Source organism: Paenibacillus sp. P4_E11 (genome assembly GCF_056401635.1).
The window spans coordinates 1-26,685 of record NZ_JBFUIX010000083.1; the positions used below are offsets into that span (position 1 = coordinate 1).

At 50.8% G+C, this 26,685-nt stretch carries 22 protein-coding genes and 1 pseudogene; all 23 read right to left on the reverse strand.

Annotation, left to right across the window (positions count from 1 at the left end):
- Positions 1–118, reverse strand: a pseudogene (locus AC1DWB_RS24720) (cell division protein FtsZ); the annotation flags it as partial.
- A 58-nt stretch (positions 119–176) separates the two neighbouring features.
- The gene (ftsA, locus tag AC1DWB_RS24725; protein ID WP_477543759.1) at positions 177–1,424 is read right to left on the reverse strand and encodes a cell division protein FtsA; all 1,248 of its coding nucleotides are present in this window, start codon (positions 1,422–1,424) and stop codon (positions 177–179) included.
- 204 nt (positions 1,425–1,628) lie between these two features.
- Entirely contained in the window at positions 1,629–2,438 is an 810-nt protein-coding gene (locus AC1DWB_RS24730; RefSeq protein WP_477543760.1) for a cell division protein FtsQ/DivIB, read from the reverse strand.
- A gap of 98 nt (positions 2,439–2,536) precedes the next feature.
- Positions 2,537–3,805, reverse strand: coding sequence for a UDP-N-acetylglucosamine 1-carboxyvinyltransferase (murA, locus tag AC1DWB_RS24735; RefSeq protein WP_477543761.1), 1,269 nt, complete (start codon positions 3,803–3,805; stop codon positions 2,537–2,539).
- Positions 3,806–3,861: 56 nt separating this feature from the next.
- On the reverse strand, positions 3,862–4,767 hold the full coding sequence (gene murB / locus AC1DWB_RS24740; RefSeq protein WP_477543762.1) for a UDP-N-acetylmuramate dehydrogenase: 906 nt from the start codon (positions 4,765–4,767) through the stop codon (positions 3,862–3,864).
- 216 nt (positions 4,768–4,983) lie between these two features.
- The gene (locus tag AC1DWB_RS24745; protein ID WP_477543763.1) at positions 4,984–6,054 is read right to left on the reverse strand and encodes an undecaprenyldiphospho-muramoylpentapeptide beta-N-acetylglucosaminyltransferase; all 1,071 of its coding nucleotides are present in this window, start codon (positions 6,052–6,054) and stop codon (positions 4,984–4,986) included.
- 9 nt (positions 6,055–6,063) lie between these two features.
- Complete coding sequence (gene spoVE / locus AC1DWB_RS24750) at positions 6,064–7,161, reverse strand: stage V sporulation protein E (protein ID WP_477543764.1); 1,098 nt, start codon at positions 7,159–7,161, stop codon at positions 6,064–6,066.
- A 50-nt stretch (positions 7,162–7,211) separates the two neighbouring features.
- The gene (murD, locus tag AC1DWB_RS24755; protein WP_477543765.1) at positions 7,212–8,642 is read right to left on the reverse strand and encodes a UDP-N-acetylmuramoyl-L-alanine--D-glutamate ligase; all 1,431 of its coding nucleotides are present in this window, start codon (positions 8,640–8,642) and stop codon (positions 7,212–7,214) included.
- Between the two features lie 10 nt (positions 8,643–8,652).
- Entirely contained in the window at positions 8,653–9,609 is a 957-nt protein-coding gene (mraY, locus tag AC1DWB_RS24760; RefSeq protein WP_477543766.1) for a phospho-N-acetylmuramoyl-pentapeptide-transferase, read from the reverse strand.
- Positions 9,610–9,630: 21 nt separating this feature from the next.
- A complete protein-coding gene (locus AC1DWB_RS24765) occupies positions 9,631–11,025 on the reverse strand; it encodes a UDP-N-acetylmuramoyl-tripeptide--D-alanyl-D-alanine ligase (RefSeq protein ID WP_477543767.1) in 1,395 nt (464 codons plus the stop codon).
- Complete coding sequence (locus AC1DWB_RS24770; RefSeq protein WP_477543768.1) at positions 11,022–12,509, reverse strand: UDP-N-acetylmuramoyl-L-alanyl-D-glutamate--2,6-diaminopimelate ligase; 1,488 nt, start codon at positions 12,507–12,509, stop codon at positions 11,022–11,024. Before AC1DWB_RS24770 ends, AC1DWB_RS24765 begins: the two co-directional genes overlap by 4 nt.
- 79 nt (positions 12,510–12,588) lie before the next feature.
- Positions 12,589–14,517, reverse strand: a complete 1,929-nt coding sequence (locus AC1DWB_RS24775; protein WP_477543769.1) for a stage V sporulation protein D — start codon at positions 14,515–14,517, stop codon at positions 12,589–12,591.
- A gap of 131 nt (positions 14,518–14,648) precedes the next feature.
- Positions 14,649–16,931, reverse strand: a complete 2,283-nt coding sequence (locus AC1DWB_RS24780; RefSeq protein WP_477543770.1) for a penicillin-binding transpeptidase domain-containing protein — start codon at positions 16,929–16,931, stop codon at positions 14,649–14,651.
- A 13-nt stretch (positions 16,932–16,944) separates the two neighbouring features.
- Complete coding sequence (gene ftsL / locus AC1DWB_RS24785; RefSeq protein ID WP_477543771.1) at positions 16,945–17,379, reverse strand: cell division protein FtsL; 435 nt, start codon at positions 17,377–17,379, stop codon at positions 16,945–16,947.
- A gap of 21 nt (positions 17,380–17,400) precedes the next feature.
- Positions 17,401–18,363, reverse strand: a complete 963-nt coding sequence (gene rsmH / locus AC1DWB_RS24790; protein WP_477543772.1) for a 16S rRNA (cytosine(1402)-N(4))-methyltransferase RsmH — start codon at positions 18,361–18,363, stop codon at positions 17,401–17,403.
- A 15-nt stretch (positions 18,364–18,378) separates the two neighbouring features.
- Positions 18,379–18,816 (reverse strand): division/cell wall cluster transcriptional repressor MraZ, encoded by a 438-nt coding sequence (gene mraZ, locus AC1DWB_RS24795; protein ID WP_477543773.1) that lies wholly within the window; start codon positions 18,814–18,816, stop codon positions 18,379–18,381.
- A 120-nt stretch (positions 18,817–18,936) separates the two neighbouring features.
- Entirely contained in the window at positions 18,937–20,061 is a 1,125-nt protein-coding gene (locus tag AC1DWB_RS24800; protein ID WP_477543774.1) for a DUF4349 domain-containing protein, read from the reverse strand.
- Between the two features lie 163 nt (positions 20,062–20,224).
- Complete coding sequence (locus tag AC1DWB_RS24805) at positions 20,225–21,487, reverse strand: adenosylhomocysteinase (RefSeq protein ID WP_477543775.1); 1,263 nt, start codon at positions 21,485–21,487, stop codon at positions 20,225–20,227.
- A gap of 39 nt (positions 21,488–21,526) precedes the next feature.
- On the reverse strand, positions 21,527–23,161 hold the full coding sequence (gene bshC, locus AC1DWB_RS24810) for a bacillithiol biosynthesis cysteine-adding enzyme BshC (protein ID WP_477543776.1): 1,635 nt from the start codon (positions 23,159–23,161) through the stop codon (positions 21,527–21,529).
- Positions 23,162–23,349: 188 nt separating this feature from the next.
- On the reverse strand, positions 23,350–24,306 hold the full coding sequence (locus AC1DWB_RS24815; RefSeq protein WP_477543777.1) for an ABC transporter ATP-binding protein: 957 nt from the start codon (positions 24,304–24,306) through the stop codon (positions 23,350–23,352).
- Positions 24,303–25,298: an ABC transporter ATP-binding protein gene (locus AC1DWB_RS24820; RefSeq protein ID WP_477543778.1), complete on the reverse strand. Its 996-nt coding sequence runs from the start codon at positions 25,296–25,298 to the stop codon at positions 24,303–24,305. Before AC1DWB_RS24820 ends, AC1DWB_RS24815 begins: the two co-directional genes overlap by 4 nt.
- Before the next feature lie 38 nt (positions 25,299–25,336).
- On the reverse strand, positions 25,337–26,281 hold the full coding sequence (locus AC1DWB_RS24825) for an ABC transporter permease (protein WP_477543779.1): 945 nt from the start codon (positions 26,279–26,281) through the stop codon (positions 25,337–25,339).
- On the reverse strand, positions 26,282–26,685 hold a 404-nt coding region (locus tag AC1DWB_RS24830), incomplete at its 5' end, for an ABC transporter permease (protein ID WP_477543780.1).

The window sequence follows — 26,685 nt, forward strand, 5'->3', positions numbered from 1 at the left end:
ATTCTACGCTCTCCACGCCGTACTCAATCATCCGGTTGACGGCATTGCTGCCGCCTCCGCCTACGCCAATCACCTTTATTTTGGCTAACTGGTCTGTATCCAAATCAAATTCAAACATAACTCCAAATCCCCCTAACCGTTCCCGTATAATCATAGCGCCGCTAGTCACATGTGTCTTAAATAAATTCGCTGATCCAATTCTTGAACCTTTCCATAATACCGACCTTAGGCTTCTCCGTAGATGCCGTTGGCTTCTTCGCCGAAGTTGTCTTGCGGACGGCCGAAGTGGTACGCTGGCGAGCATACTTGTATACATACTGAATGATGCCGACGCCATTCGTGTAAGAAGGGTCTCGAACACCAATGAAATCCGGAACAGCAATCCGGACTGAATTCTCCAATTCCAATTGGGCAATTTCCAGCATGCCTGGCATGGATATGGCACCACCACTTAGCACATACCCACCTGCCGGCTCTGGATAACCCATCCGGGATACCTCTGAGCGAATCAGCTGGAATATCTCCTGCACGCGTGGCTCAATAATGTTAGCAAGGTCCACCTGAGAAAATTCCTTATCAACATTGCTGCCGATTCGGTTCACCTTGAATACTTGATCGCTGGCTGCATGTTCAAGAACAGCGCAGCCGAATTTCAATTTAATCTTCTCGGCTATATCCAATTGAGTTCGAATGCCAATGGAAATATCGCTCGTAATGTATTCGCCGCCAATCGGGAGTGTAGATGTTGCCATCAGACTGCCCTCATTGAACACAGCAATCGTAGTCGCTCCGGCTCCGATGTCAACCAGTACCGTTCCTATTGATTTCTCATCCTTAGACAGGCACATTTGCCCGGCTGCCAATGACATAAGAATAAGACCGGATACCTTCAAATCTGCCTTCTCCACAACACGAATCAGATTATGTATGGACGTCTTGGCCCCTGTAATGATAGAAGCCTCAACTTCTAGACGAACACCTATCATCCCTCGTGGATCCTGAATGCCTTCCAGACCGTCAACCAAATATTGCTTCGGCACGACGCCTATGATCTCACGTTCAGGAGGAAGAGCGACAACCTTGGAAGCTTGTAATACTCGCTCAATATCTACTTCACCAATTTCGCGGTCTTCATCGGATACGGCCACAACGCCGTGACTGGATTGCAAGGCAATATGATTACCGGTAATGCCGACATAAACATCGGAAATCTGTATACCAACCATGCGCTCGGCATGATCGATCGCATTACGGATCGACTGGATCGTTTGATCAATATCGACAATTGCGCCCTTACGAATACCTTCGGAGTCCGCAGAACCGACTCCGATTATATTAATCGCTCCATTATTCAACTCACCGATGATCGCTCGAACCTTGGATGTACCGATGTCCAAACTCACAATGATGTCATTGCTGCTCAAGCCTTGGCACCTCCCGTATACTGGAAATAAACCTGATATGGCATACTTTGCTTTTGTACATATTCCACACGGTTTATATTTTCCCTCTTTTTTTACTAATTTTTTATTCGTTTTTTTGCGTTTCAATTATTTCCAATTGAATTATTCCATAAATTCAATTCTATCATTTCTTCCAATAAATGAGTAGTGTCTATTTTCGAAAGACTAGCCGTTCTTCTTCGTGTCTTTACCTGGCGTCGGAGTCGGAGAAGGCTTGATATTATAATACTGGTCAAATGAAGTATGGAGATCGGCTTCCAACAATTCCAGAACCCCTGACTCTACATTATTATCTTTCATTCTGGCAATAAACTCTTCAAGATATGGTATTTTATCTGGTAAATAAGTGAYGGTTGTATACACTTCGAATTGGGAACGGGTATACATCTTGATTTTATCATCATACGTCTTCGTGGGAGACGGTTTAATCTCCGAAATCTCCGCCAACATGGCAGTCGGAATGCGGGCCAGCGCCTCGCACAGCTTCAGTCTCCAGGGATCGTCGGCACGCCAGCCGGTCAGGATCGGCTTGTCCATCATGACAGCTTGTCCACCTGTTGGAACTGCCAAGCCGTTCGCCAGAATCGCCTCCATCTTGCCTTCCGCTGTAAATTGAAAAGCGACTCTCGCATATTCTTTGATATGTATCTTGATCAGCCCCGGGAACCTCTTCGTAACCTTGACGTCCTCTACCATAGGCAATTGCTTGACCCGTTCCTTCAACGCAGCAGTACGAATGCCGAAGAAGTGATCGCCAGGCTGTACACCAAGCGACTGCCGTACGGTTTCTACAGGCAGCAGCTCCTGCCCGGTAATATCAATGGTTGCAATCTTGCTGATGGAGGAACGGAAGAATAGTACGGCGAACAGGACGATGAACAGGAGCAACAGAAACCACAGCAGCTTACGGCTCCCGCGCCTTCGCGGCTTCTCTTCTCTTAGAACGGGCATCTTCTCCTGTATAGGCACGTGCATGGTCTTCACCTCCTATTGAACGCCATCGGTCCCCTTCCACATGGAGAAAGGGGACGCTCGCGGCGCTAGTATTCCATCCTAGTAAACCGTTCCATTGACTACTGATTCGTAACCGGCGTGAACCGTTCGATACGGGCGCCAAGCCGGCTGAACATTCGTTCAATCCGATCATAGCCGCGATCAATATGGTGAATCTGCTCGACAATGGTCGTTCCGTTAGCGGCGAGTCCCGCAATGACCAGCGCAGCCCCTGCCCGCAAGTCAGTTGCTTCAACAGTTGCCCCGTACAGCCGAGGTACGCCACGGATGAAAGCAGAGCTCAAGTCTACGCGGATGTCGGCTCCCATGCGCGCCAGTTCATCGACATGCTTGAACCGGCCTTCGAATATCGTCTCCTTGATAATGCTTAATCCATCGGCCAAAGAGAGCAAAACCATCACTTGCGACTGCAAATCTGTAGGAAATGAAGGATGAGGCGATGTGACGATTCGTTCCACCGCTTTCGGGCGGACTGGACAGCTTACATTCATTATATCACCGTCAATGAGTACTTGAACACCTGCTCGCCGAAGCACATGGGTGACGGAAGTCAAATGCGCCGGGCATACGTGCGTAAGCTGGATGTTCCCTTTCGTAATGGCAGCAGCGACCATAATCGTGCCGGCCACAATCCGATCCGGAATGATGCTATAAGGACTCGGGGTCAGTCGGGTTACCCCTACGATCGTAATCGTATCCGTTCCAGCCCCGATTATCCGCGCCCCCATTGTGTTGAGAAAGTTCTGAAGGTCTTGAATTTCCGGCTCTCTGGCCGCATTGTGGATCGTGGTTGTGCCCTTCGCCATTGCTGCGGCCATCATGATGTTCTCGGTCGCGCCGACGCTTGGAAAATCAAGCACGATATCCGTTCCTTTCAAGTAAGGAGCCCGACATATAATCGTATTCCCTGTCTCTTCGATCACTGCACCAAGTGCCTCAAGACCCTTCAGGTGCAAATCAATCTTACGCTCGCCGATGGCGCAACCGCCCGGTTGATACACTTGAACTTCACCGAAGCGGGTCAGGAGCGGCCCCATCAGGAAGATGGAGGAACGCATCTGCGTCATCAAATGTTCCGGAATGTGCGACGAGTTGGCAGTCAGGGTATCCAGAATGACCGTCTCATCACGAAGCTCCGCCTTGCAACCCAGGCTGCGTAAAATGTTCAACATCACATGAATATCGAGCAAATCGGGCACATTGTCGATCCGATGGGTGCCTTCTGCCATCATGCTTGCTGCCAGAATGGGAAGTGCCGCGTTTTTCGCTCCATGAATACGGATCGTTCCGGACAGGGGCCTCCCACCTTCGATAACCAGTTTTTCCAAAGTTTCACCCTCCCGAAGGCTTGCTGTGCAAGCTGAAACCGGAAGTGTCACAACCGTCATTTCTCTCCAACCATTAGTACCTCGGGAACGAGCTGTATGCCGTAACGTTCTTGAACGACGTACTGCATCTGCTCCATCAAGCGCAGCACATCTTCGGCTGTCGCCTCTCCGGTATTGATAATGAAGTTGGCGTGTTGGGCGGAAACCTCCGCACCTCCAACGCGCAATCCTTTGAGTCCGGCTTCTTCGATCAGCTTAGCTGCGAAGTGTTGGTCCGGATTACGGAACGTGCTACCTGCACAAGGCAAATGCAGCGGCTGCGTGCGAATGCGCCGTTCCTTGTAGGTCGCCTGAGCGGCCGCAATTTCTTTGCGGTCACCGGGAGCGAGCTCGAGCACCGCTTCGGTGACGATCCCTGGCAGCGTATGGAGGACGGAGTGACGGTAAGCGAATAGCAGGTCCTCTTGTTGAAGTCGAACCAGTTCTCCGGTTTCTAGCACAATTTCAGCTTCTTTGAGAATTCGCGACATATCCGAACCATGAGCTCCCGCATTCATGTAAACGGCTCCGCCTACTGTGCCGGGAATGCCCCCGGTGAATTCCAATCCAGTCAATCCTTCCCTACCTGCCTTCACAGAAAGCGTGATGAGCGAATATGCGCCTCCCACATAGACACGATTCTCTTCGAACCGAAGATGGTTCATGCCGGCACCAAGCTTAACGACGATACCGCGTACACCCTTATCTGAGACTAGCATATTCGAACCGCGTCCAATAGGCAGGAACGGCAATTCATGCTGGTGCAGAATACGAATCGTCTCTACAAGCTGGTCTTTATTTTCTGGGATCACAAGAAGATCCGCCGGTCCACCGATTTTCCAAGTGGTATAGGGAGCGAGCGGTTCATTCAGCAACAATTCGCCTACTTGAGCGGCTCGCAATTCGGATATTACAGATTGCATAGGTGAAACCTCCTTTACAGAACTGCGGCTTACCCAACCCTGGCTGCGAAAAAAACGGCCGTATTTTTTCGCTATGCCTAGGTTTGACGAGCATGCTCGGTGTCTGTCACGGCTATAGTGTATAGTATGAGAAACTTATGGTTGTGTGACAAACGCCTATTTTTTATCCGGTCACACGGATGGAAACGGGTGTGTATCATGGATTCGCATGTGATCTCAGCGGGCATTCCGTTCAATCAATGTCAAGATATGCGTCAAGCTGTCTGAGCGAGAATCACTCTGCATGCGGTCAATATAAGGCTGGCGATTGTCGTATAACGTACATATTCGATCAAACAGTAGGCTCGGGGTAAGTTGTTCTTCCTGAATCACGTCGCTGTAACCGCTCGACCGGAACGATTCAGCATTCTGAATCTGATCTCCACGTGAAGCCTGCTTCGATAAAGGGATTAGCAGCATTGGTTTACGCAGCGCCAGAAATTCATAGATCGAAGTAGAGCCAGAACGCGAAATGACAATATCGGCTAATGCCAGAAGATCCGGCAGTTCATGTGTGACATACTCGAATTGCTTGTAACCACGAACCGATTCCAAGGCGGAATCGACATTTCCTTTGCCGCACAAGTGAACGATCTGGAACCTATCCAGCAGCTCCTTCAATCGGTCTCGTACTGCATCGTTGATCGCCTTCGCTCCCAGACTGCCGCCCATGATGAGCAGAACAGGCTTCTGCTTGTGGAAATCGCATAACACCCTGCCACTAGCCTTACTCCCGTTCAATACCTCTTCTCGGATCGGAAGCCCGGTACAGACTGCCTTATCGGCGGACAGATGACGCATCGTTTCGGGGAACGTAACGCAGATGTTCGTAGCGAACGGCAGCGACAACTTGTTGGCCAGTCCTGGCGTCATATCAGACTCATGGATAATAACCGGAATTCGGCGCATCCAGCCTGCCACAACGACAGGGACGGAGACGAAGCCACCCTTGGAGAAGACGACCTGTGGGCGAATTCGTCCAAGGACGCGATAGGCGTCCCACAGTCCCTTGATCACCTTGAACGGGTCTTTCAAATTTTTGAGATCAAAATAGCGACGAAGCTTGCCAGATGAGATCGCATGGAACGGAATGCCTGTCTCCTGGATGATCCCCCGCTCGATTCCTTCAGTAGAGCCAATATAGTGAACGTTCCAACCGGATTCGCGCAGCTTGCTGATGAGCGCCAGATTCGGCGTGACATGGCCAGCTGAGCCACCTCCGGTGAACGCTATTGTTCGTGGACGCATATGACAACTTCACCTCGAATACCGGGAAATGTTAAGTAACACGCCGATCGACGTCAGCATGAGGGTTAGGGATGAGCCTCCCGCACTGATGAGCGGCAGCGTGATGCCGGTTACCGGGAACATCCCGATAACAACACCGATGTTAATAATGACTTGTACCGCTATCATGCCTACAATTCCTACCGCTAGCAAGCTACCAAACGTATCAGGAGCCGTAATTGCAGCGCGCATACCTCTCCAGATGAGCAACATGAACAACAGCAGTACGACAGAACCACCAATAAAGCCTAATTCTTCTGAAATGATGGAAAAGATAAAATCCGTTTGGGGTTCCGGCAAATAACTATACTTCTGCCTGCTCATCCCCAGCCCTAAACCGACTAACCCGCCAGGACCAATGGCATATAGGGATTGAATAATCTGGTAACCTGATCCAAGGGGGTCTTGCCACGGATCGAGAAAGCCAGTAATCCGCTGCAATCGATAGGGGGCGGCCGCAATCAACCCGACGAACCCAGCGAGCCCTACCATTCCCAGCATCGACAAGTGGGAGATTCGTGCCCCTGCCGTGTATATAATGATTAACGAGGCACCGACTAACACAGCGCCGCTGCCCAAGTCCGGCTGTAGCATAATCATGCCGAATGCTGCTCCCATAATTAATAGTGGAGGCATTAGACCTTTCTTGAACCTGGTAATACCGGACTGCTCATCGGACAAAAGCTTGGCCAAAAATATAATCATCCCCATCTTCATGAACTCCGAAGGTTGAATGCCGAGCGAGCCGATCCCTAACCAACTGCGGGCTCCCCCGCGGATGACGCCGATCCCCGGAATAAGCACGATCACAAGCAGGATGAAACAAATAATTAACCCAGGCTTAGCGTATTTCTTCCATACCCAATAATCCACATTCATTGTGAAGAACATGGCAATCACGCCTAGCACGGCGAATACGAGCTGGCGCTTCAAGTAGTATCCGTAATCGCCGAATTCGTGAAAAGCGAGTACGGCGCTGGCGCTGTACACCATCACAACGCCAATCGTCAAAATCAACAACGTAGACAACATAATCCAGGGATCGGGAGTAGAACGAACCTTTGACATCGCCGCACACCTCTTGCAACAAGATTGAGGGGCTTGTTCACTCCCCCCTATTATACAAGATTATGCACCGACTGTTTAAAAATGCGTCCACGTTCTTCATAAGACTCGAACATATCCCAACTTGCACAGGCCGGCGAGAGCAACACGATATCTCCCTCGGCAGCGAAAGCGTAAGCTTCCGTAACGGCAGAGCGGAGCGTATCGGCTGCGCTGTTAGCAGTATCGACCGTTTTCACGTTGGAAATCCCCGCCAATGCTGCAACATCTGCAAATTTATACCTAGTCTCGCCTAACGAGACAACAGCTTTCACTCGCCCCTGCATGTAAGGAAGCATGTCTGTGTATTGGGAATTGCGCTCCTTACCGCCTGCAATCAAGATAACAGGCTGCTGGAACGTTGCCAACGCTTTTATCGTAGCCAGGGAATTCGTCGCCTTGGTGTCGTTGTAGAACGTTACCCCGTTCACCTCTCTCACAAACTCCAGGCGATGTTCCACGCCGTGGAACTGCTGCAGCGCGGTACGGATCGCGTCTACACCAACACCTGCAGCAAGCGCCATTGCTGTGGCTGCGAGTGCATTCTCGACATTGTGCTTGCCGGGAATGCCGAGCTGCCTTGCTCCGACAATCGGAACAATCCGATCATCCATACCGCTGCATACGATGGTATGGCTGTCTGTGAGCGCCTCTCCCTCGGCAAGCGGCGGGTCGATGTAAACCCCTTGCTGCAGTCGCTCCCTCGTCGAGAACGGCCACAATCGGCCTTTCACCGCCCCTTGACGGATGAGCGCTCGACAAGTCGGATCGTCCCAGTTCAGTACCGCTACATCATCTTGGGTCTGATTGGCGAACAGCTTCGCCTTAGAAGCGATATAATCCTCCATCGAACCATGATAGTCCAGATGGGCTTCGCTTATGTTCAGCAGACTGGCAATACGAGGCTTGAAATGGCTCGTACCCTTCAGTTGGAAGCTGCTCAGCTCCACGATCATCCAATCGTCAGCCGTCGCTTCCTCCGCCGCTTCGCAGAGCGCACGGCCGATATTACCAGCGATTATGGGTGATAGTCCAGCTTCACGCCATATCTCGCCGACCCATGTCGTCGTTGTCGTTTTCCCATTGGATCCTGTAATCCCAATAATTGGAGCTTGGCAAATCAAACTCGCGACTTCCACTTCCGTCACAATTTCTATCCCCAGTCGCAACGCTTCCTGGATGGGCGCGATTGAATAAGGTATACCTGGATTCTTAACTACAAGCGAAACACCCGGATGGATTAAGGTGTCCGGATGTCCACCGCATAGAACAGAAATACCCAGAGCCGTAAGTGGATCGGCTTCAGGGCATAGGTCGCGCGTTTTCTGATCGTTCACTGTCACGATAGCACCCAGCTCATGGAACAGCTTAGCTACCGCAACACCGCTTCGTGCAAGACCGAGAATGATAACTTCTTTCCCGGCGTAGTGAGAAGGATGGTTCATTTGATACACCTCATAGCGTAATTAGTGCCACAGCTGCAAACAGCAGGCCGACCAACCAGAATGTAATTACGATTCGCCACTCCGACCAGCCCACAAGTTCATAATGGTGATGAATCGGACTCATCTTGAACACGCGTTTCCCACGTGTCTTGAATGAGACGACTTGAATGACAACGGACAACATCTCTAGGACGAATACGCCGCCAATTAGCAAGATAAGCAATTCCGACTTGGTCAGAACCGCCACGGCGGCCAAGCCCCCGCCAATGCCAAGTGAACCGGTATCTCCCATGAACACTTTGGCGGGATGGGCATTGAACACGAGAAAACCGAGTACAGCACCGACCATGGCAGCCGAGAATATCGCTGTCTCCTGTGTGGAATGCATCATCGCGATGACGGTATAGGCGCCGAAGGCGATTGCGCTTGTACCCGCCAATAACCCGTCCAGGCCGTCTGTGAAGTTAACCGCATTGGACATGCCAAGCATCATGATCACGACGAACGGAACATACAGCCACCAACCCACGCTAAGCGTGAAGTCCGTGAAGGGTATACTTATATCGGTGTTATGTCCGTTGCGATAAAGCAAGTAGCAGACGATACCCGAGATGAGCAGCTGACCGAACAACTTCTGTCTGGCTGTTAATCCTAACGACCGTTTAAACAAAATTTTGACATAATCGTCCAGAAAACCGATTAATCCATACCCGAGTGAGGCAATGAGCAGGATGACCGCATCGGCTGTTTTATCGGAAAACCGCAGGAAAGCCAAAGAGAGAGCAAGCAGGATGATCGTGCCGCCCATTGTCGGCGTTCCCGCTTTCTTCAGATGTCCTTGCGGTCCGTCTGTACGGATCTGTTGGCCGAATTTCAAACGTCGTAATATCGGAATGAACAACGGCCCTGCAATAAGCGCTAGTACAAAAGCAGCTCCGAGCGTAAACAGGATCACATTCATATCCATTCGCATCTCCCCCTCTCCTGATTAATTGGAATGCTCCAGTAACAAGTTCACAACTTCTTCCAGCTCCATTCCTCTGGAGCCCTTCACTAGAACGATGTCTTCCGCTTCGGATACACGCAGTACTTCTTTCACGATATCCGCTTTCGACTCGAACCATTTCACTTTGCCAGGAGTGAATTTCTTGGCAGCTGCATTCACGATCTCACGAGACAATGGGCCGTAAGCGTAAACGTAATCCAACTGCTCGGAGCTGAGCAGGTTGCCGATTTCGGCATGATATTCGACCTCTCGCTCCCCAAGCTCCAGCATATCGCCGAGAACAATTATTTTGCGACGATAGCCTTCCAATGTGTGGAGCAGCTCGATCGCTGCCTTGGTCGATGTAGGGCTTGCATTGTAGGCATCGTTCAATATGGTTAACCCGGAAGGAGCTTTCATCTGCTCGATCCGCATCCCGGTCAGCCGAACCGACTTCAGTCCTCTAACTACATCGACATCGCTAACTCCCATATACTTGGACACCGCAATAGCCGCCAGAGCGTTAATCACGTTATGATGACCGAGCAGCGGAATATAGAAGGTTAGAGACTCATTCGTTTCCAGAGTAAAATGCGTGCCGAGATCGTCCATCAAAACACCGGACGGGAACAAATCACTGCTATCCGTCGAGCCGAACCGGTAACGCAGCAAACCATCTGGCTTCGGCACTATAGGCAGCATCTGTTCGAGCAACGGCTCATCGCCGTTATAGACCAGAAGTCCGCCTTCCTTCATCCCGATCAACACCTCGAGCTTCGCCTTCGCAATCTCTTCGCGGGAACCGAGATACTGCAAGTGCGCTTCGCCTACGTTCGTAATAATTGCCGCTTCAGGCTCCGCTATCTCTGACAGCAATTCGATCTCGTGACGAGCTCTCATGCCCATCTCAAGAACAGCCATCTGCGTATCTTCGCTCATCTCCAGAATGGTTAGCGGCAACCCGATATGTCCATTCAAATTTCCCGCGGTCTTGTGCACCTTATAAGTTGTTCGCAGTATGGAAGCCACCATATCTTTGGTCGTCGTCTTCCCGTTGCTGCCTGTCACGCCGATAATGCGCACTGGCAGTTGCAGCCGATAGGCGTGTGCGAGCCGCTGAAGCGCCGCAAGCGCGTCATCTACGAGGATTACCGGCAAGCCGTCCGGTACCGGCTGATGATCTTCCTGCCACAAGGCGGCAACCGCCCCTTTGCGGATCGCTTCTTCGGCGAAATCATGGCCGTCGAAGTTGTCTCCGATAATCGGAACGTACAGATTACCAGCCTGAATCGTGCGGGTATCCTTGGATACCCCTGCAATGGCAATCGTCTCGTCAATCCCATTCGGGTTCGACCCGTTGACCATTTGTACTATCTGTGAAAATGTGCGTCTTATCACTTGTTATTTCCCCTTATCGCTTCTTGGGCGACCAACCGGTCGTCAAAATGGTTCACAGAACTGCCTATGATCTGGGTCGTCTCATGGCCCTTTCCCGCAATTAATACTACATCGCCGGGGCTTGCCATTTCAATAGCCTTTTGGATCGCTTTCTTGCGATCCGCTTCCAGCTCATAGCGCTTATCGTCCAAACCTCCCGCCAGCAATCCCGGTTCAATCTCTTGCAAGATCGACTCCGGCGGCTCCGAACGGGGATTATCTGATGTGACGATCACATAATCGCTATACCGCGCAGCAATACGTCCCATCTGCGGACGTTTGCCGCGATCCCGATCTCCGCCACAGCCGAACACCGTAATGATTCGGCCTTCTGCTAATTCACGAACTGTAGTCAGCGCATTCTCCAGGCCATCAGGTGTATGAGCGTAGTCGACCACAACTGCATATTCCCGCGGACCTTCAACGAGTTCCATTCGCCCAGGCACGCCCCGCACACGCTCCAGGCTCAGCTTGATCAGCTCCAGCGGGAAGCCTTCCACTAACATAGCGGTTACTGCGGCGAGCGCGTTGTACACATTGAACTTGCCGATCAGCTTCATCCGAACTTCTGTACTGCCGGCGAACGAGGATATCGTAAACGATGTGCCTTGTGAAGTGATGCGAACTCCGCTAGCCTGCACATCGCAGGAGAAATCGAGTCCGTATGTAATCACTTCAACCGCAGTAGCTGACGCATATGAAGCCGAAGCCTTATCATCGCCGTTCAGAATCGCATATTGTCTTCTTGCCGGATCCTCTCGATACGCATTGCTGAGCCGGGCGAAGAACAACGCTTTGGAAGCCTGGTAACGTTCCATCGTACCGTGGAAGTCCAGATGATCTTGCGTTAAGTTGGTGAAGATCGCAGTCCGGAATGAGCAGCCCTTGACACGCCCCAGTTCCAACGCATGACTCGACACCTCCATCACACAGGCGTCCGTTCCGGCTTCTACCATACGACTTAAGCTGCGCTGCAAATCAACCGCCTCCTGAGTCGTACGCTCAGCTTCGGTCCACGTCTCACCGATCTTCATTGCAATCGTCCCTAACAGCCCGGTTTGCCAACCCATATCACTCATTAACTGCTCGAGAATGTAGCTGGTCGTCGTCTTCCCGTTCGTCCCCGTTACCCCGATCAGCTTCATCTGTTCGCTAGGATAGTTGTAGAAATGGGTTGCTAACATGGCCATCGCCAATCTAGCATCCTTCACGATCAGAACAGGCAGGTCTACTGGGACAGGACGCTCTGCTACAAGCGCAACAGCGCCCTTTGCGGCGGCTGCAGCCGCATAGTCATGTCCGTCGTGAACGAGTCCAGGGATACACAGGAACAACTCGCCGGGTAAGACCTTACGAGAATCTGTCTGGATTCCGGTTATTTCAATGGAACCGTCGCCTTCCAATCTGCTGAGCAACAGCAGTGTGGCCAATTCCTGCAACTGCATACCGACCTCTCCTTCCTGCTTCTGAATCCGACCTACCCGCAACCTTATCTATTATAGACAAAAAACAGCGCGGAAAGAATCAGTTATTGACATGGTTGGACAAATAAATGCGAATCGTCGATCCCTTCTCAACCCGCTGTCCAGCCTTAGGAGCCTGACTGATCACTTCGGACCCGGTTCCGAACTTCTCTAGCAAGAAGTTCGAGTTCATATCTTCGTATATATCGCTAACGGTGCGACCTACCAGATCCGGCACTTCCACAACCGTCGTTTCTCCATATCGATAGTCCTTAGCCAGCTGATCCTTGCTCGGTTCCACACCCATATAACGCAATGTATCCCCCATAATGTTGCGAACGATCGGCGCAGCGATTAATCCTCCGAATTGCAATCCCTTCGGATCGTCCACGGCAATGTAGATGACAACCTTCGGATCGTTCGCTGGAGCGAATCCAATGAACGAGACGATATGCTCATCTGGCGAATAGCGGCCGTTGATTACTTTCTGTGCCGTACCCGTCTTGCCGCCTACGCGGTATCCGTCGAGAAAGGCATTACGTCCAGTCCCCTTGGCCACCACGCTTTCCAGCGCTTCCCGGACTGTCTTGGACGTTTCCTCAGAAATGACTTGTCGCACCAGTTCCGGCTGTACAGCCTCAACCGTCTGACCGGTTTCGGGGTTCACCCAGGCTTTCGCTAGATGAGGCTTGAATAGCTTGCCGCCGTTGATCGCGGCGGACACCGCCGTAATCTGCTGGATCGGGGTAACCGATACCCCTTGGCCGAATGCCGTCGTCGCCAGCTCAACAGGACCTACACGGGAAGGTTTGAACATAATTCCATTTTCTTCACCGCCTAAGTCGATCCCGGTTTTTTTGCCGAAGCCGAACTTGCCGATATAATCAAACAGCTTTTCCTTCCCTAACCGTTGCCCTAGTACTACGAATCCAGGGTTACAGGAGTTTTCCACAACTTGCAGAAACGTCTGACTGCCGTGGCCTCCGCCTTTCCAGCAACGAAGTCTTGCCCCGCCGACCTCGATAAAGCCCGGATCGTAGAAGCTCTCCCGTTTCAGATCGACTTTCTTCTCCTCAATAGCGGATGCAAGCGTGATGATCTTGAATGTGGAACCAGGCTCATAGGTCATCCAGATCGGCAAATTCCGATTGTATACTTCCTGGGGATAATCTCTGAAGTTCGTAGGATCATAGGTAGGACGGCCCGACATAGCCAATATCTCACCTGTGTTCGGATCCATGGCTATACCGATTACATGCTTCGCTTGAAACTGCAGCATCGCCTGATCCAACTCGCGTTCCATGAACGATTGAATTTGTTTATCCAGCGTCAGGGTCAGATTCAACCCATCCATCGGCTGTGTATAGCGGTCAGAGGAATTCGGCATCGTCCCGCCTCGTGCATCAGCCAAGTAGGACACATTCCCTTGTTTCCCGCTCAATTCCTTATTGTAAGCCAGCTCAATACCGGTGAGCCCTTGATTATCAATACCGGTGAAGCCCATCACATGCGAAGCGAATGAACCAAACGGATAGTACCGCTTATTATCTTCCGCCACGACAATGCCCGGCATATTCAGCTTGCGAATCTCCTCGGCTTTTTCTTCCGTAATTTTACGTCCGCCTGGATTAATTTTGACGATAGATTCCCGCTTCTTCACTAATCCAAGCACGGTCTCTTCGCTCATTTCCAGAATACGTGCCAGCTCTCTGGAAGCTGTCTCAGCATCCTTCACCTGTGCAGGTATCGCCATAACCGATGGAGAAGTCACGTTGTACGCCAGCTTCACACCGTTGCGGTCCCACAATTCACCGCGTTTGGCCGCGAACGGAATAATCCGTCTCCAGTTATCCTCGGCCTTCTGTGCCAGCTCACTGCCTTTCCATAACTGAACATACCCTAGCCGAACGAGCAATGCCGCAAAAATGAAAGTGCTGAGGATGAGTGCTAGAAACAGCCGGCGTCGAACAGTTACGTTAGATACTTTCACGGCAGGTCGTCCCCCTTCGCTTCGATTCATCATAATCTGAAACGTTGCATGGCAGAGACTTGTCTCCATAACGTTTCATAACATGACTATTCGGTTGCGAAATCGGATAGAACAAGCTGTCTGTATGACCCTTACGGTTTTTTGTTCGATGGAGTCGGTGTTGGGTTCGGTGTCCCTTGCTTCGAAGTATTGGACGACGCTGCATTACCCGATTTGGGCACGTTGCCAGAAGGGACATTTGCCGCTGCAGTCGTATCCGGGATCTCGTGCCACGGTTTCAGCTCCAGGCGAACTTGCTTCTTTCCCCCCTCGGACGTTAACGTCTGACTCACCACATACCCTTCACCTGATACTAGACACTCCACTTTCATATAGGAGCATAATTCCAATGCATCTCTAAGCGATTTACCCTTCATATCCGGCAGCTCGGCTTCTTCAATCGGCTCMGTTATCATATAAATTCGCTGAGCAGCGACGATTTCCGTTCCAGGGACAGGATATTGCGATACGATTTTCGCCCCTTTTCCTATAGTCTCGAACGAAATTTTTGAAGCAGTCAGTGATTTTCTAGCATCTGCGATCGGTTGATTGATAAAATCAGGCACCAACACTTTCTTCTCGACATTCGTTGTCGTCTCCGATTTCACTTTCCCCGATACACCTAGGTAGCGCAAGCTTTGCGACATGATTTCTTTGAAAATTATCGGAGCTACCTTGCCAGCATCATGAAAGTCTCCCTTCAAGTCCGGCTTATCGGCTACAATCGCAATCAGGATCTGAGGGTCTTCCGCCGGTGCATACCCAACGAATGAGGTTAGCCAAGTATCCGCAGAATACTTGCCATCGATAACCACTTGCGCCGTCCCCGTCTTACCTGCAACACGATACCCTTCGATAAATGCATTTTTACCTGTCCCGATCGCTTGGTCGGACACGACCTGCTCCAGATATTCGGTCACCTTCTGTGCCGTTGCACCCGAGACGACCTCGCGGACGATCTGCGGTTCGTTGTTCTGCAGCACCTCACCTGTTCTCGTATCCTTGACCGACTTCACGATGTAAGGCTTCATTAGCTTGCCGCCATTTGCCACTACAGCATAGGCCGCTGCCTGTTGTAACGTAGTCACGGAGACTTTGCCTTGGCCATAAGTTGCAGTAGCATAATCGACCGGATATCTGAACGAAACCAATCCTTTCGCTTCCCCCGGTAAATCGATGCCGGTCCTCTCGCCGAAGCCGAATTTAGCGATATAACTTTTCAACTTTTCGTTCCCAAGCTTCTCATACCCCAACTTAACGAAGGCTACATTGCTGGAGCGCTTGAGACCGTCCAAGTAACTCATCTTCCCCCAGCCCACAGTGTTCCAGTCATGTATAGTCCGGTCTGTCACATCAATCGTTCCCGACTGATACTTTTCTTCCGGATTGAAGACACCTTCCTCAATGGCTGCTGCTAACGTAACAAGCTTGAATGTGGAGCCTGGCTCGTATTGGGACGCGATGGCATGGTTATAGAAATCCTTAGTGTCATTCGTTTCCCAATATTGCGCTGGATTGAAATTCGGATAGTTGGCCATCGCCAATATTTCCATCGTCTTCGGATTCACAGCAACAGCAGATAAGCTCTTAGGTTTCCATTGCAAGTAGGCTTTTTCCATTGCTGTTTCCATATAGGATTGAATTTGCTGGTCCAGTGTCAGTTGGATCGATTTCCCATCAACAGCTGGCTCATAGCTAGCCTTCGCATCCGGCAACTCGTACCCCTTCCGGTCCTTCTCCGTGATAATTCGGCCGGCCTTGCCGCTTAGAACATTATTGTAAGACCACTCCAGACCACCAACCGCTTTGCCATTCTTGTCAAAGTAACCAAGTACATGAGCAGCTATCTTATTAGACGGATAATAGCGCTTCTGGGCTTCCTCCAAAAAGAGTCCGTGAAGGTACAAGTTATTGCGATTATCATTGGGCTTCTCCAAATTGAAGAACGCCATGATTTCATCAGCCTTGTCATTATCGATCTTCCAGCCCTCGTTACGGATTTCCACCCATTGGAAATATTCTCCATCATCCTTCTTCTTCGTTACCATCTCCATAATATCCGACTCTGGCTTACCCAGGATCGAGCTCAATCCACGAGCAATTTCCCGCTCCTGCTTCAAGGCATTAATGACCTTCGGGTTGACGATGACCGTATAGGAAGGCCCATCTTCAGCGAGTACATGGTTGTTGCGGTCAAGAATAGAGCCACGTAGGGGCTGTAGCACCTTATCTTTCTCCCACATCACTTGCGCCTTTTCCATTAAACCAGAAGCGTCTACTACTTGCAAAAAATACATTTTACTTATGAGGACAACAAAAAATAGGGTGAATATTCCCCCTATCCATAAAGTTCGTAGCTTCGTTCTCTTCGTCATCAGTCCATCCCCTCTATTCGGTTTTTAGAGCGACCGGAGCTTTCGACGAATGACTGTCGGTTTGCTTGGTAGCAATCGGATTGACCTGATTCACTTGATTCACTTGCTTCTCATTCGGTCCAAGCCCGTACTGGTTCGCCATCTCCTGCAGACGCTTTGGGTCCTGAGCTTTGCTTATTTCCAGCTTCAACTTATTGTTCTCAACCTGCAGAGTTTTGACTTCTTTTTCTATCATCTGGATCCGCGTGTTCATTTCGTAGATTTGAGCGTAACGCCATATGATGACACCAGCCACTACAACGCAAATCAGCACCGTGAACAAATAAAGCAGCTTCTCCTGCACAGGAATCGGTCTCCGACGATAAACGGTTTTTTTCGTTTCCTTGATCTGGGGCTTGCGATTTTCTTTCGGTTCAAGCGCCAAATTCCCATGTATGTATGCTGACACGTTACGTTACCTCCTTCATGATTACCGCTCTATTTTTTCTGCGATTCTTAGCTTGGATGATCGCGCTCTAGGATTCAGATCCAATTCTTGCTCCGTAGGCACCAACGGCTTGCGGTTCACTAACTTCACAATACCGTTCGCATTCCCACATACGCACATTGGAAAATCCGGAGGGCACGTACATTTCCCGATATACTTGGCGAATGTCGTCTTGCAAATACGATCCTCTAGGGAGTGAAACGTAATAACAGCCGCTCTGCCCCCTGGAGTCAAACAACGGACTGCTTGCTCAAGCGCGTCTTCGAATGCACCTAATTCGTCATTCACGGCAATTCGAATGGCCTGGAAGCTGCGCTTGGCGGGATGTCCGCCTGTTCTACGCGCTGCAGCCGGGATGCCTTGCTTGACTAGCTCCGCCAACTGACCAGTCGTTGCAACCGGCTCCTTAGCCCTGGCAGCGACAATCGTCTTGGCGATTCGTCGGGCGAACTTCTCTTCCCCGTATTCGAACAGAATGCGCGATATCTGCTGTTCACTCCACTCGTTCACGATGATCTTGGCCGTTAATGATTCGGTCTGGTCCATCCTCATGTCCAACTCGGCATCGTGATTATAGCTGAAGCCGCGGTCAGCATCATCGAACTGTGGCGAAGAAACACCGAGATCGAACAGAATGCCATCAACTTGCGGGACACCCTCTGCATCCACAGGCACTTGGAGCTTGGTCAACTCGCGCTGCAAATGGCGAAAGTTCGAGCGCACCAATGTTACATGGTCCATATAATCGGCTAGAATGACTTCGGCATTGGCTAGCGCAGCATCGTCTTGATCGAAGGCGATCAACCTTCCGCCCACACCTAACCGGGAAGCGATTAGCGCGCTATGTCCAGCTCCTCCCAATGTGCAATCCACGTAGATGCCGTCCGGCTTTACGTTCAATCCGTCAACGGACTCTTCCTTCAAAACCGTTATATGATGAAACACGTTTAATATCCTCCGCTATAAATCAAAGTTGAAGTCTACGAGCTTCTCCGCAATTTCATTGAAAGTCGACTCAGACTGTTTAAAGTAGCTTTCCCAAACTTGCTTGCTCCAAATCTCTACTCGGTTGGAAACCCCGAGAACGACACAATCTTTATCTAATTTGGCATATTCACATAACGTATTGGGAAGGTTCACTCGCCCCTGCTTATCCAATTCGCATTCAGTAGCACCAGAGAAGAAAAACCGGGTAAACGCGCGAGCATCAGATTTCATAAGCGGCAATGACTTAAGCTTCGATTCGAGTATCGCCCATTCACCCTTAGGGTAAACGAATAAGCAATTATCGAGACCGCGGGTGACGACGAATTCGGAACCGAGAGCATCACGGAATTTGACAGGAATAATCATGCGACCCTTTTCATCAACGGTGTGCTGATATTCCCCCATGAACATCCGTGCGCCCCCCCTTCTCCTCCACTTTTACCCACTTTTCACCACCAATATGAACAAATTCGMCACTACAACAAAAAATCCTGCTTTTAAGGGCAGGATTCTCAAAAAAAGTTTATGCCGTTAATCGGATGAGGAATCGTCAACAGGTGGCGCAGCAGATCGGTTCTCCTGTCTGAGCTGTAAGGCTCGCTGTTGTTGCTTTATAGCAATCCCCCGACGCTTACGAATCCACAAGATGAACGGCGTCCCTACAATCGCAAGAACGAGCAAGACCGGAAGCGCACCCGCGATGAACAACATTAGAGCCTGGAGCACATCCATCATAACGGCAGCACTCTTCGAAGCCGTATGCTTCAATTGCGTTCCGAACGAATCCGTTTGCTTATCTTCCGCTTTCTTGGCTGCTTCAAGCTTTTGGTAGATCCGAATTTCCACAGTGGAGAACGCAACATTTTGCTCCAGATACGTCATGCGGCCTTTAATCTTCTCGATCTCTTCTTGTACTTTACCTAATTCGTTCGAGAAGCTGATCAGTTCCTCTGTCTTGGCCGACTTGCCGAGGAAATCCAACAACCTGGACTCGACCACCTGCTTCGCTTTCAAGCGAGACGTTAAGTCAACGAATTCCTCGGTCACATCTTGACCTTGAATACTTTGCTGAATCGTCTTGGGCTTCATCTGCTCCAATGCGGCGATAAATCCAGTAAATCCGTTAGAAGGCACCTTGACCGTCAGCGTGCCGCTCTGTTCATACGTTGTCCGGTTCTCGGAAAATTGGACAATATATCCTCCGGCAAGCAGCGCTTTGTTCTTAATGTCGGACACGGCATCCCCATAATGCCCCACTTCCATGACAATATTCGCTTTGTACAAGATTTTGCGATCGAAGGCTCCAGCGCTGTCAGCGAGGGCCAGTCCATAGGCACTCGATGTTGGTGCCGATGCGCCAGCCGCCTTGCCGGCTTCCTGCTTCGCCTTTGTATCGGCGTTGTTCAAGGCGCTCGATGTTGATTGCACACCCGTTGTATTAGAGGCTGTGCTGCTCGAACGACTGCCACTCTGATCCGCTGCAGCTGACGGTGCGTTCCCTGCGGAAGTAAACGCTGATTGCGGTGCGCTCTCCTGCTTGCTGCTACTACTGCAACCTGCCGCTACTAGCAGCAGCAACATGAGCCATAATGCTACCCAACCACCACCATGCACCCTACTGCCTTTCCATTCGCTTCTTCGCCGTCTGTTATCCACTGAATGGAACCCCCTCTATACGTAGTCGTTGAACCGCTTTCGCAAGCGTCTACTGCAACAGACGCAATTGTATAGGAAGTGGTTGCATAATATTGGTAGTTTCTTAAAATAAAAAACTCCGCCTTGGCTTCAATAGCCAAGACGGAGCAGATGATTACAATTCTTAATGTTCAGCCCAGCTGTCCAGGTAGGACTTCTGTTGGTCGGTCAGCTTGTCGATCCCTTTGCCTAACGATTCCAACTTGAATCGAGCGACTTGCTCGTCAAGCTCGTAAGGAACGTTAACAACGCTGTTCCCAATCGCTTCATATTGATCGTTCACGTACTTAAGCGACATCGCTTGCAGCGCAAACGTCATATCCATAATCTCAGCTGGATGCCCGTCGCCGGCAGCCAAGTTCACAAGACGGCCTTCGGCCAAAATGTACACTTTGCGTCCATCTTTCAACGCATACTCTTCGATGTTGCGACGAACCGTGCGCTTGGATACGCTTCTTGCGTCCAGCTCCGGCTTGTTCACTTCTACATCGAAATGGCCTGCGTTCGACAAGATCGCGCCATCCTTCATCACATCGTAATGCTCGCCGCGAATAATATCACGATTCCCCGTCACGGTGACGAAGAAATCGCCAACCTTGGCCGCTTCTACCATAGGCATTACATCGAATCCGTCCATGTAGGCTTCGACTGCTTTGATCGCGTCGATCTCAGTCACGATAACATTCGCACCAAGCCCTTTGGCCCGCATCGCTACGCCTTTACCGCACCAGCCATAACCGGCCACGACAACGGTCTTACCCGCTACCACGAGATTCGTCGTCCGGTTGATACCATCCCATACGGATTGGCCTGTTCCATAACGGTTATCGAACAAATATTTGCAGAACGCATCATTGACGGCTACCATCGGGAACTTCAGTTGACCTTCCTTCTCCAATGCCTTCAATCGCAATATACCCGTCGTCGTCTCTTCAGCTCCGCCTCTTACTTGCGGAAGTAGGTCTTGACGTTCCGAGTGCAGGATCGTAACCAGGTCGCCGCCGTCATCGATGATCAGATCCGGTTTCGTCTCAAGTGCATGAATCATTAGTGCCTTATATTCTTCCGGGGATGGATTGTATTTGGCGAATACCGTAATTCCGTCTTCCACCAGAGCCGCACAAACGTCATCTTGCGTGGAGAGCGGGTTGCTGCCCGTAATCGTAACTTCAGCGCCACCGGCCTGAACAACCTTGGCCAAGTAAGCCGTCTTCGCCTCCAGGTGAAGCGAAATCGCTACCTTAAGCCCCTTGAACGGTTGCTCCTTCTCGAACTGCTCGCGAATACGGTTCAATACAGGCATGTGCGCCTTGACCCAATCAATCTTCAAATGTCCGTCTGGTGCTGCGGTAGGATCTGCAATAATACTGCGTTCTTTGGCTGACATATGTAGCCTCCTCAATGTTTTGGATAAAATAATCGGGCATTAAAAGTATACTATTCGGTGCATCCCATTCGGTAACAAGGGCAAGTCAATCAATTCCTTCAACCAGCCATCGCCATACTTGACCAAATAAGCGAGTGTGTTGAACACTCTTTCCTGCGGCTTGCCCTGCGGCAGGAGCGAAACGCGAAGACGTTCCCAGTGACGCAATGCTGTGTCGAACTGTGATTCGAATGCTTCATTCGCCCGCGTCTCAAGAAATTCGATCTGCTCGACGATTTTCTGCATATTCGTTTCGCCAAGCTTGCGCATTCCGGGATTGATCTCCCCGATCGTGTCCACGACAGGCTTGTACATATCCGCGAAACGTTGCTTGATCTCCGCGAACTTGTCCTTTAACTGCATCGATCCTTGTTCTTCCAGCCATATCTGCTTCTTTCGATCGTAATGCTGGATAACGTCCTCGAAAGTAAGACCATACTTGCCCATCTGCTTCTGCAGAGTCCCTTCTACGAGCGTAAACTCCATACGGGACTCCAGGATCGGCATCTGCAGATCAAATTGTTCAAACGCGTGCTTCAGAGTACCCCAGTAAGCCATCTCCGAACTGCCTAACACAACGGAGAGCACAGGGAACAAATAATCCTGCATAAGCGGTCGCGTCATGACATTATTGCTCAAGAGCTCGGGCTGGGAATCGGCGATTCCTAGCAGTTCCTCCGGTGTCAGCTGCAATTGTCCGCGCTTATCCGAATACATCCCATCTGCATAGTTCAACAGCAATCGTTCACCCTGATGCACAATGAACAGATTCGCCTGATCCGGACGAACCTCGGCCTGTGGAGCGAAACCCAACTGCTGCATATGAGATTGAGCGGCGATTAACGTAGAGCTGAGCTCTCGCTCACCTTGAACCAGTCTGCGGAACATTGGAGCTTCCAACTGTCGAACGGCTGAATCGGCTGAATCGACCAGGATGAGACCGTATGCGCCAAACCATTGGGACAGTAGTCGGGCGAAGCTGTCGGACAAGGAATCCGAATCCAGGCAAGCCTGACGAACTTGTTCCATCAAGGGAGCTTTGAACTCGGTATTCATTAAAGATGCGTCTAGTTGGGCAAGCGCTTCTTCCCATTCCCCCCTGGAGATAGTGACCTGGCTGATCGGTCCTCTCTTGTCAGGGACTGTTGCTAGTTTGATTTTATGGATAGAAAGCGAATCCGTCAATACATTCACGTGATTCACTTCGTCCAAATCATGATCTTCACCTGCGATCCAGAATATCGGCACGACGCGTCGGTTCAACTGCTGCGATGCAGCCCGTGCTACCTGCAACACGGTAATCACCTTATGGATGACCAACAAGGGCCCCGAGAACAACCCGGCTTGCTGACCACCTATGACGACGAGCGTGCGCGGATCGCGGAGCGACTCAATCGCCTCCAGCGCTTCAGGAGCATTCCCGACGGCTACATTGTAGGCTCGCAACACATCGACTAGCTTCACTCGATCTGCCGAAGGACGATTCTCGTTGGCATCCAACCAATTCGCCCTAGCCTGAATGCTTTGAGGATCGTTCGGATCATAAGCATACATGGAGCTTACATCTTGGAATTGTTCCATATAATTACGGGTTAACGGCTGATTCGGCCGCCATATGTATTGTTCAATTCTCATACCCGGACCTCCCTCATGGTTAGAAGCCGCTCTATTTGGTGATTGCTCTTCCTTGCACCTATTCGATTTTACCTCTAGGAACGGTTTTCGTCAAAAAAAGTCATATTTTCAGCGTCGAGTAAACCAACTATTTCATTGTATGAAATAAACCGGCCCCTGCAAGGAAAGGAGCCGGCTCTAACTTGTTATTAAGCAAAGTGACAAGCTGCCCAGTGTCCAGGTCTAGTCTCCACCAATGGCGGCTCTACGTGGATACACTTCTCCGCAGCAAGCGGACAACGCGTACGGAATTGACAGCCGCTAGGCGGATTAACCGGGCTCGGGAGATCACCTGAGAGCACAATACGCTCGCGGTTCGCTTCAATCTCCGGATCCGGGATCGGAATTGCCGATAACAGCGCCTTCGTATAAGGATGAGTCGGATTCGAATACAGCTCATTGCTCTCTGCAATCTCCACAATCTTCCCCAGGTACATGACTGCGACGCGGTCGCTGATATGCTTCACCATCGACAGGTCATGGGCGATGAACATATAGGTCAAGCCCATCTTGCGTTGCAGCTCTTGCAGCAGGTTCACAACCTGCGCTTGAATCGAAACGTCCAGCGCAGAGATCGGTTCATCGCATATGATGAACTTCGGGTCAACCGCTAATGCCCGGGCAATCCCGATCCGTTGACGTTGACCACCGGAAAACTCATGCGGATAGCGGGTGGCATGGTCCGGATTCAGCCCGACCAAGTCCAGCAGCTCCTCGATACGGCGTTTGCGTTCGGCCTTGCTTCCTACGAGCTTGTGCACATCAAGCGCTTCTCCGATAATATCGGAGATCGTCATTCTCGGATTCAACGATGCATAAGGGTCCTGGAAAATCATCTGCATCTCGCGGCGCAGCGCCTTCATCTTCGAACCAGACAGCTTGTAGATGTCGGTTCCATTGAAGTGAACCGACCCTGCAGTCGGCTCGTACAACCGGAGAATGGTGCGGCCAGCCGTTGACTTCCCGCAACCGGACTCGCCCACGACACCCAATGTCTCGCCTTGCTTGATATCGAGGCTAATATCGTTAACGGCCTTTAATGTTTCGCCTTTGCCGATATTGAAATACTTTTTCAAGTTGCGGATTTCAACGAGATTGCTGCTCATTTCGCCACCCCCTGATGGGCTAGCGGATGGGCCATCCAGCAACGAGCCGTATGCGTTTCGCTGAAGCGTGTTGGCTCCGGATCGTCATTCAGACATACTTCCATCGCTTCGTCACAGCGAGCACAGAATGCACAACCCGCTGGCGGCTTGATCAGATCGGGTGGCGTGCCCAGAATCGGAATCAAGGGCTCGTCCTTCTTCTGATCCAATCGAGGTACAGAACGCAGCAATCCTCTTGTGTAAGGGTGCTTCGGATTTTTGAAGATTTCCATCTTCGTGCCGGTTTCCACGACTTTCCCTGCATACATGACGATGACCCGATCACACATGTCGGCCACAACGCCCAGATCGTGCGTTATGAGGATAATGGATGTGCCCAAATCCCGCTGTAAATCTTTCATGAGTTGCAATATTTGTGCTTGAATGGTTACGTCCAGTGCGGTCGTAGGTTCGTCAGCTATGAGTAGTGACGGATTGCAGGCAAGCGCAATAGCAATCATGACGCGCTGACGCATCCCGCCGGAAAATTCATGCGGATATTGCTTTACTCGATCCTCAGGATTCGGAATACCTACCAGACCGAGCATCTCCACCGCTTTCTTCGTTGCGGCATCGGTCGACATGTTCTGGTGCTTGATCAATCCTTCGGATATTTGCTTGCCAACGGTCATCGTTGGATTTAGTGATGTCATCGGGTCTTGGAAGATCATGCCGATATGTTTGCCACGGATTCCTTGCATTTCCCGCTCCGTCTTCTTCAGCAAATCTTGTCCCATGAAGCCAATCGAACCATCCTTGATGATACTCGGTGGAGACGGAATCAGCCTCATAATGGTTTGGGCTGTTACACTCTTTCCGCAGCCGGATTCTCCAACAATCGCGACAGCCTCCCCTTTGCCGACATGGAAGCTAACGCCGCGCACAGCCTGCACCTCCCCGCCATATACACGGAACGATACTTTCAAATCCTTCACGTCCAATATGTTCTCCATCCTGGGTTCCTCCTTCTTACCATTATTATGCTGTGTAGCTATTTCTTCATCTTCGGGTCAAAGGCGTCACGCAGCCCGTCACCGAATACGTTAAAGGCAAACATAGTCAAGCTGATGAACCCGGCCGGGAACAGCATCCGCCACGGATAGACGTCCCATGCCGAGATCGCATCGGAGATCATCGTTCCCCACGAGGCGGCAGGCGAACTAACGCCAAGACCAAGGAAACTAAGGAACGCTTCAGCGAATATAGCTGACGGTACGGTCAACGTTAACGTTACGATAATCGGACCGGATGCATTCGGAATAAGATGACGGAACAATATACGCGGCATGCTAGCGCCGAGAGAGCGCGAAGCCAGGGCATATTCCTGATTCTTCAGCTGCATGATCTGTCCTCGGACGATCCACGACATGTTAATCCATCCGGTGATCGTTAGCGCTATGATGATTGTCGTCATGCTTGGCTCGAATACGACGACCATCAGGATGACAATCAGCAAGTAAGGGATTGAATACAACACCTCAGAGATACGGTTCATAACCTCATCCAGACGGCCGCGGAAATACCCCATGATCCCTCCATATACAACACCGATTACCAGGTCAATTAAGGCGGCGAACAACCCTACGCGAAGCGATATGGAAGCGCCCATCCAAGTACGGGCGAACATGTCCCGGCCCAAGTCATCTGTACCGAACCAGTGGTCCGAAGAAGGCGCCAGATTCGTTTGATCCAGATTGTTCGAAGCAAAATCGTGCGGCGTCATCATCTGTCCAAACGTTGCCATGAAGGTGAGTACGATCAGAATGCCCAATCCGACCATGGCCAGACGGTTCGCCTTCAACCGCATCCACGCGTCTTTCCAGGACGATAAGCTCGGTCGGACAATCTTGTCACCTACTGCTTCGTCACGATCCAGCTTGCGGAATTGTTCCGGCTTCAGGCCGTCAACCGTAGGGTGTATATTGTGATCAGCCATCTACGTCTTCTCCTTCCCACCGGATAATGAAATACGCGGATCTACTAGTACGTAGGCGATGTCTGTTAGGAATCGGGCTGTCATTAGAATGACTCCGTAGAACAACGTTAACCCCATAATCAGCGTATAATCCCGGTTCGAGACACTTTCCACGAAATGCTTGCCCAACCCCGGGATACCGAATATTTTCTCAATGACAACCGATCCCGTAATRACACCCGTAGTGAGCGGGCCCAGGTAAGTGACAACCGGAAGAATCGCATTGCGCAGTGCATGGCGAACTGTTATGACCGAACCGCTTAGTCCTTTGGATTTGGCCGTCTTGATATAGTCAGAATTCATGACTTCCAGCATATTCGAGCGTGTGAGACGAGCGATAAAGGCAATGGGCGAGAATGCGAGTG

Coding starts and splice junctions, on each gene's coding strand:
- AC1DWB_RS24745 (WP_477543763.1), bottom strand. CDS start 6,054: ATGCGTCCACGAACAATAGCGTTCACCGGAGGTGGCTCAGCTGGCCAT.
- AC1DWB_RS24815 (WP_477543777.1), bottom strand. CDS start 24,306: ATGAGCAGCAATCTCGTTGAAATCCGCAACTTGAAAAAGTATTTCAAT.
- AC1DWB_RS24825 (WP_477543779.1), bottom strand. CDS start 26,281: ATGGCTGATCACAATATACACCCTACGGTTGACGGCCTGAAGCCGGAA.
- mraZ (WP_477543773.1), bottom strand. CDS start 18,816: ATGTTCATGGGGGAATATCAGCACACCGTTGATGAAAAGGGTCGCATG.
- spoVE (WP_477543764.1), bottom strand. CDS start 7,161: ATGTCAAAGGTTCGTTCTACTCCCGATCCCTGGATTATGTTGTCTACG.
- bshC (WP_477543776.1), bottom strand. CDS start 23,161: ATGAGAATTGAACAATACATATGGCGGCCGAATCAGCCGTTAACCCGT.
- AC1DWB_RS24770 (WP_477543768.1), bottom strand. CDS start 12,509: ATGCAGTTGCAGGAATTGGCCACACTGCTGTTGCTCAGCAGATTGGAA.
- mraY (WP_477543766.1), bottom strand. CDS start 9,609: ATGGATATGAATGTGATCCTGTTTACGCTCGGAGCTGCTTTTGTACTA.
- murD (WP_477543765.1), bottom strand. CDS start 8,642: ATGAACCATCCTTCTCACTACGCCGGGAAAGAAGTTATCATTCTCGGT.
- murB (WP_477543762.1), bottom strand. CDS start 4,767: ATGCAATCTGTAATATCCGAATTGCGAGCCGCTCAAGTAGGCGAATTG.
- AC1DWB_RS24805 (WP_477543775.1), bottom strand. CDS start 21,487: ATGTCAGCCAAAGAACGCAGTATTATTGCAGATCCTACCGCAGCACCA.
- AC1DWB_RS24820 (WP_477543778.1), bottom strand. CDS start 25,298: ATGGAGAACATATTGGACGTGAAGGATTTGAAAGTATCGTTCCGTGTA.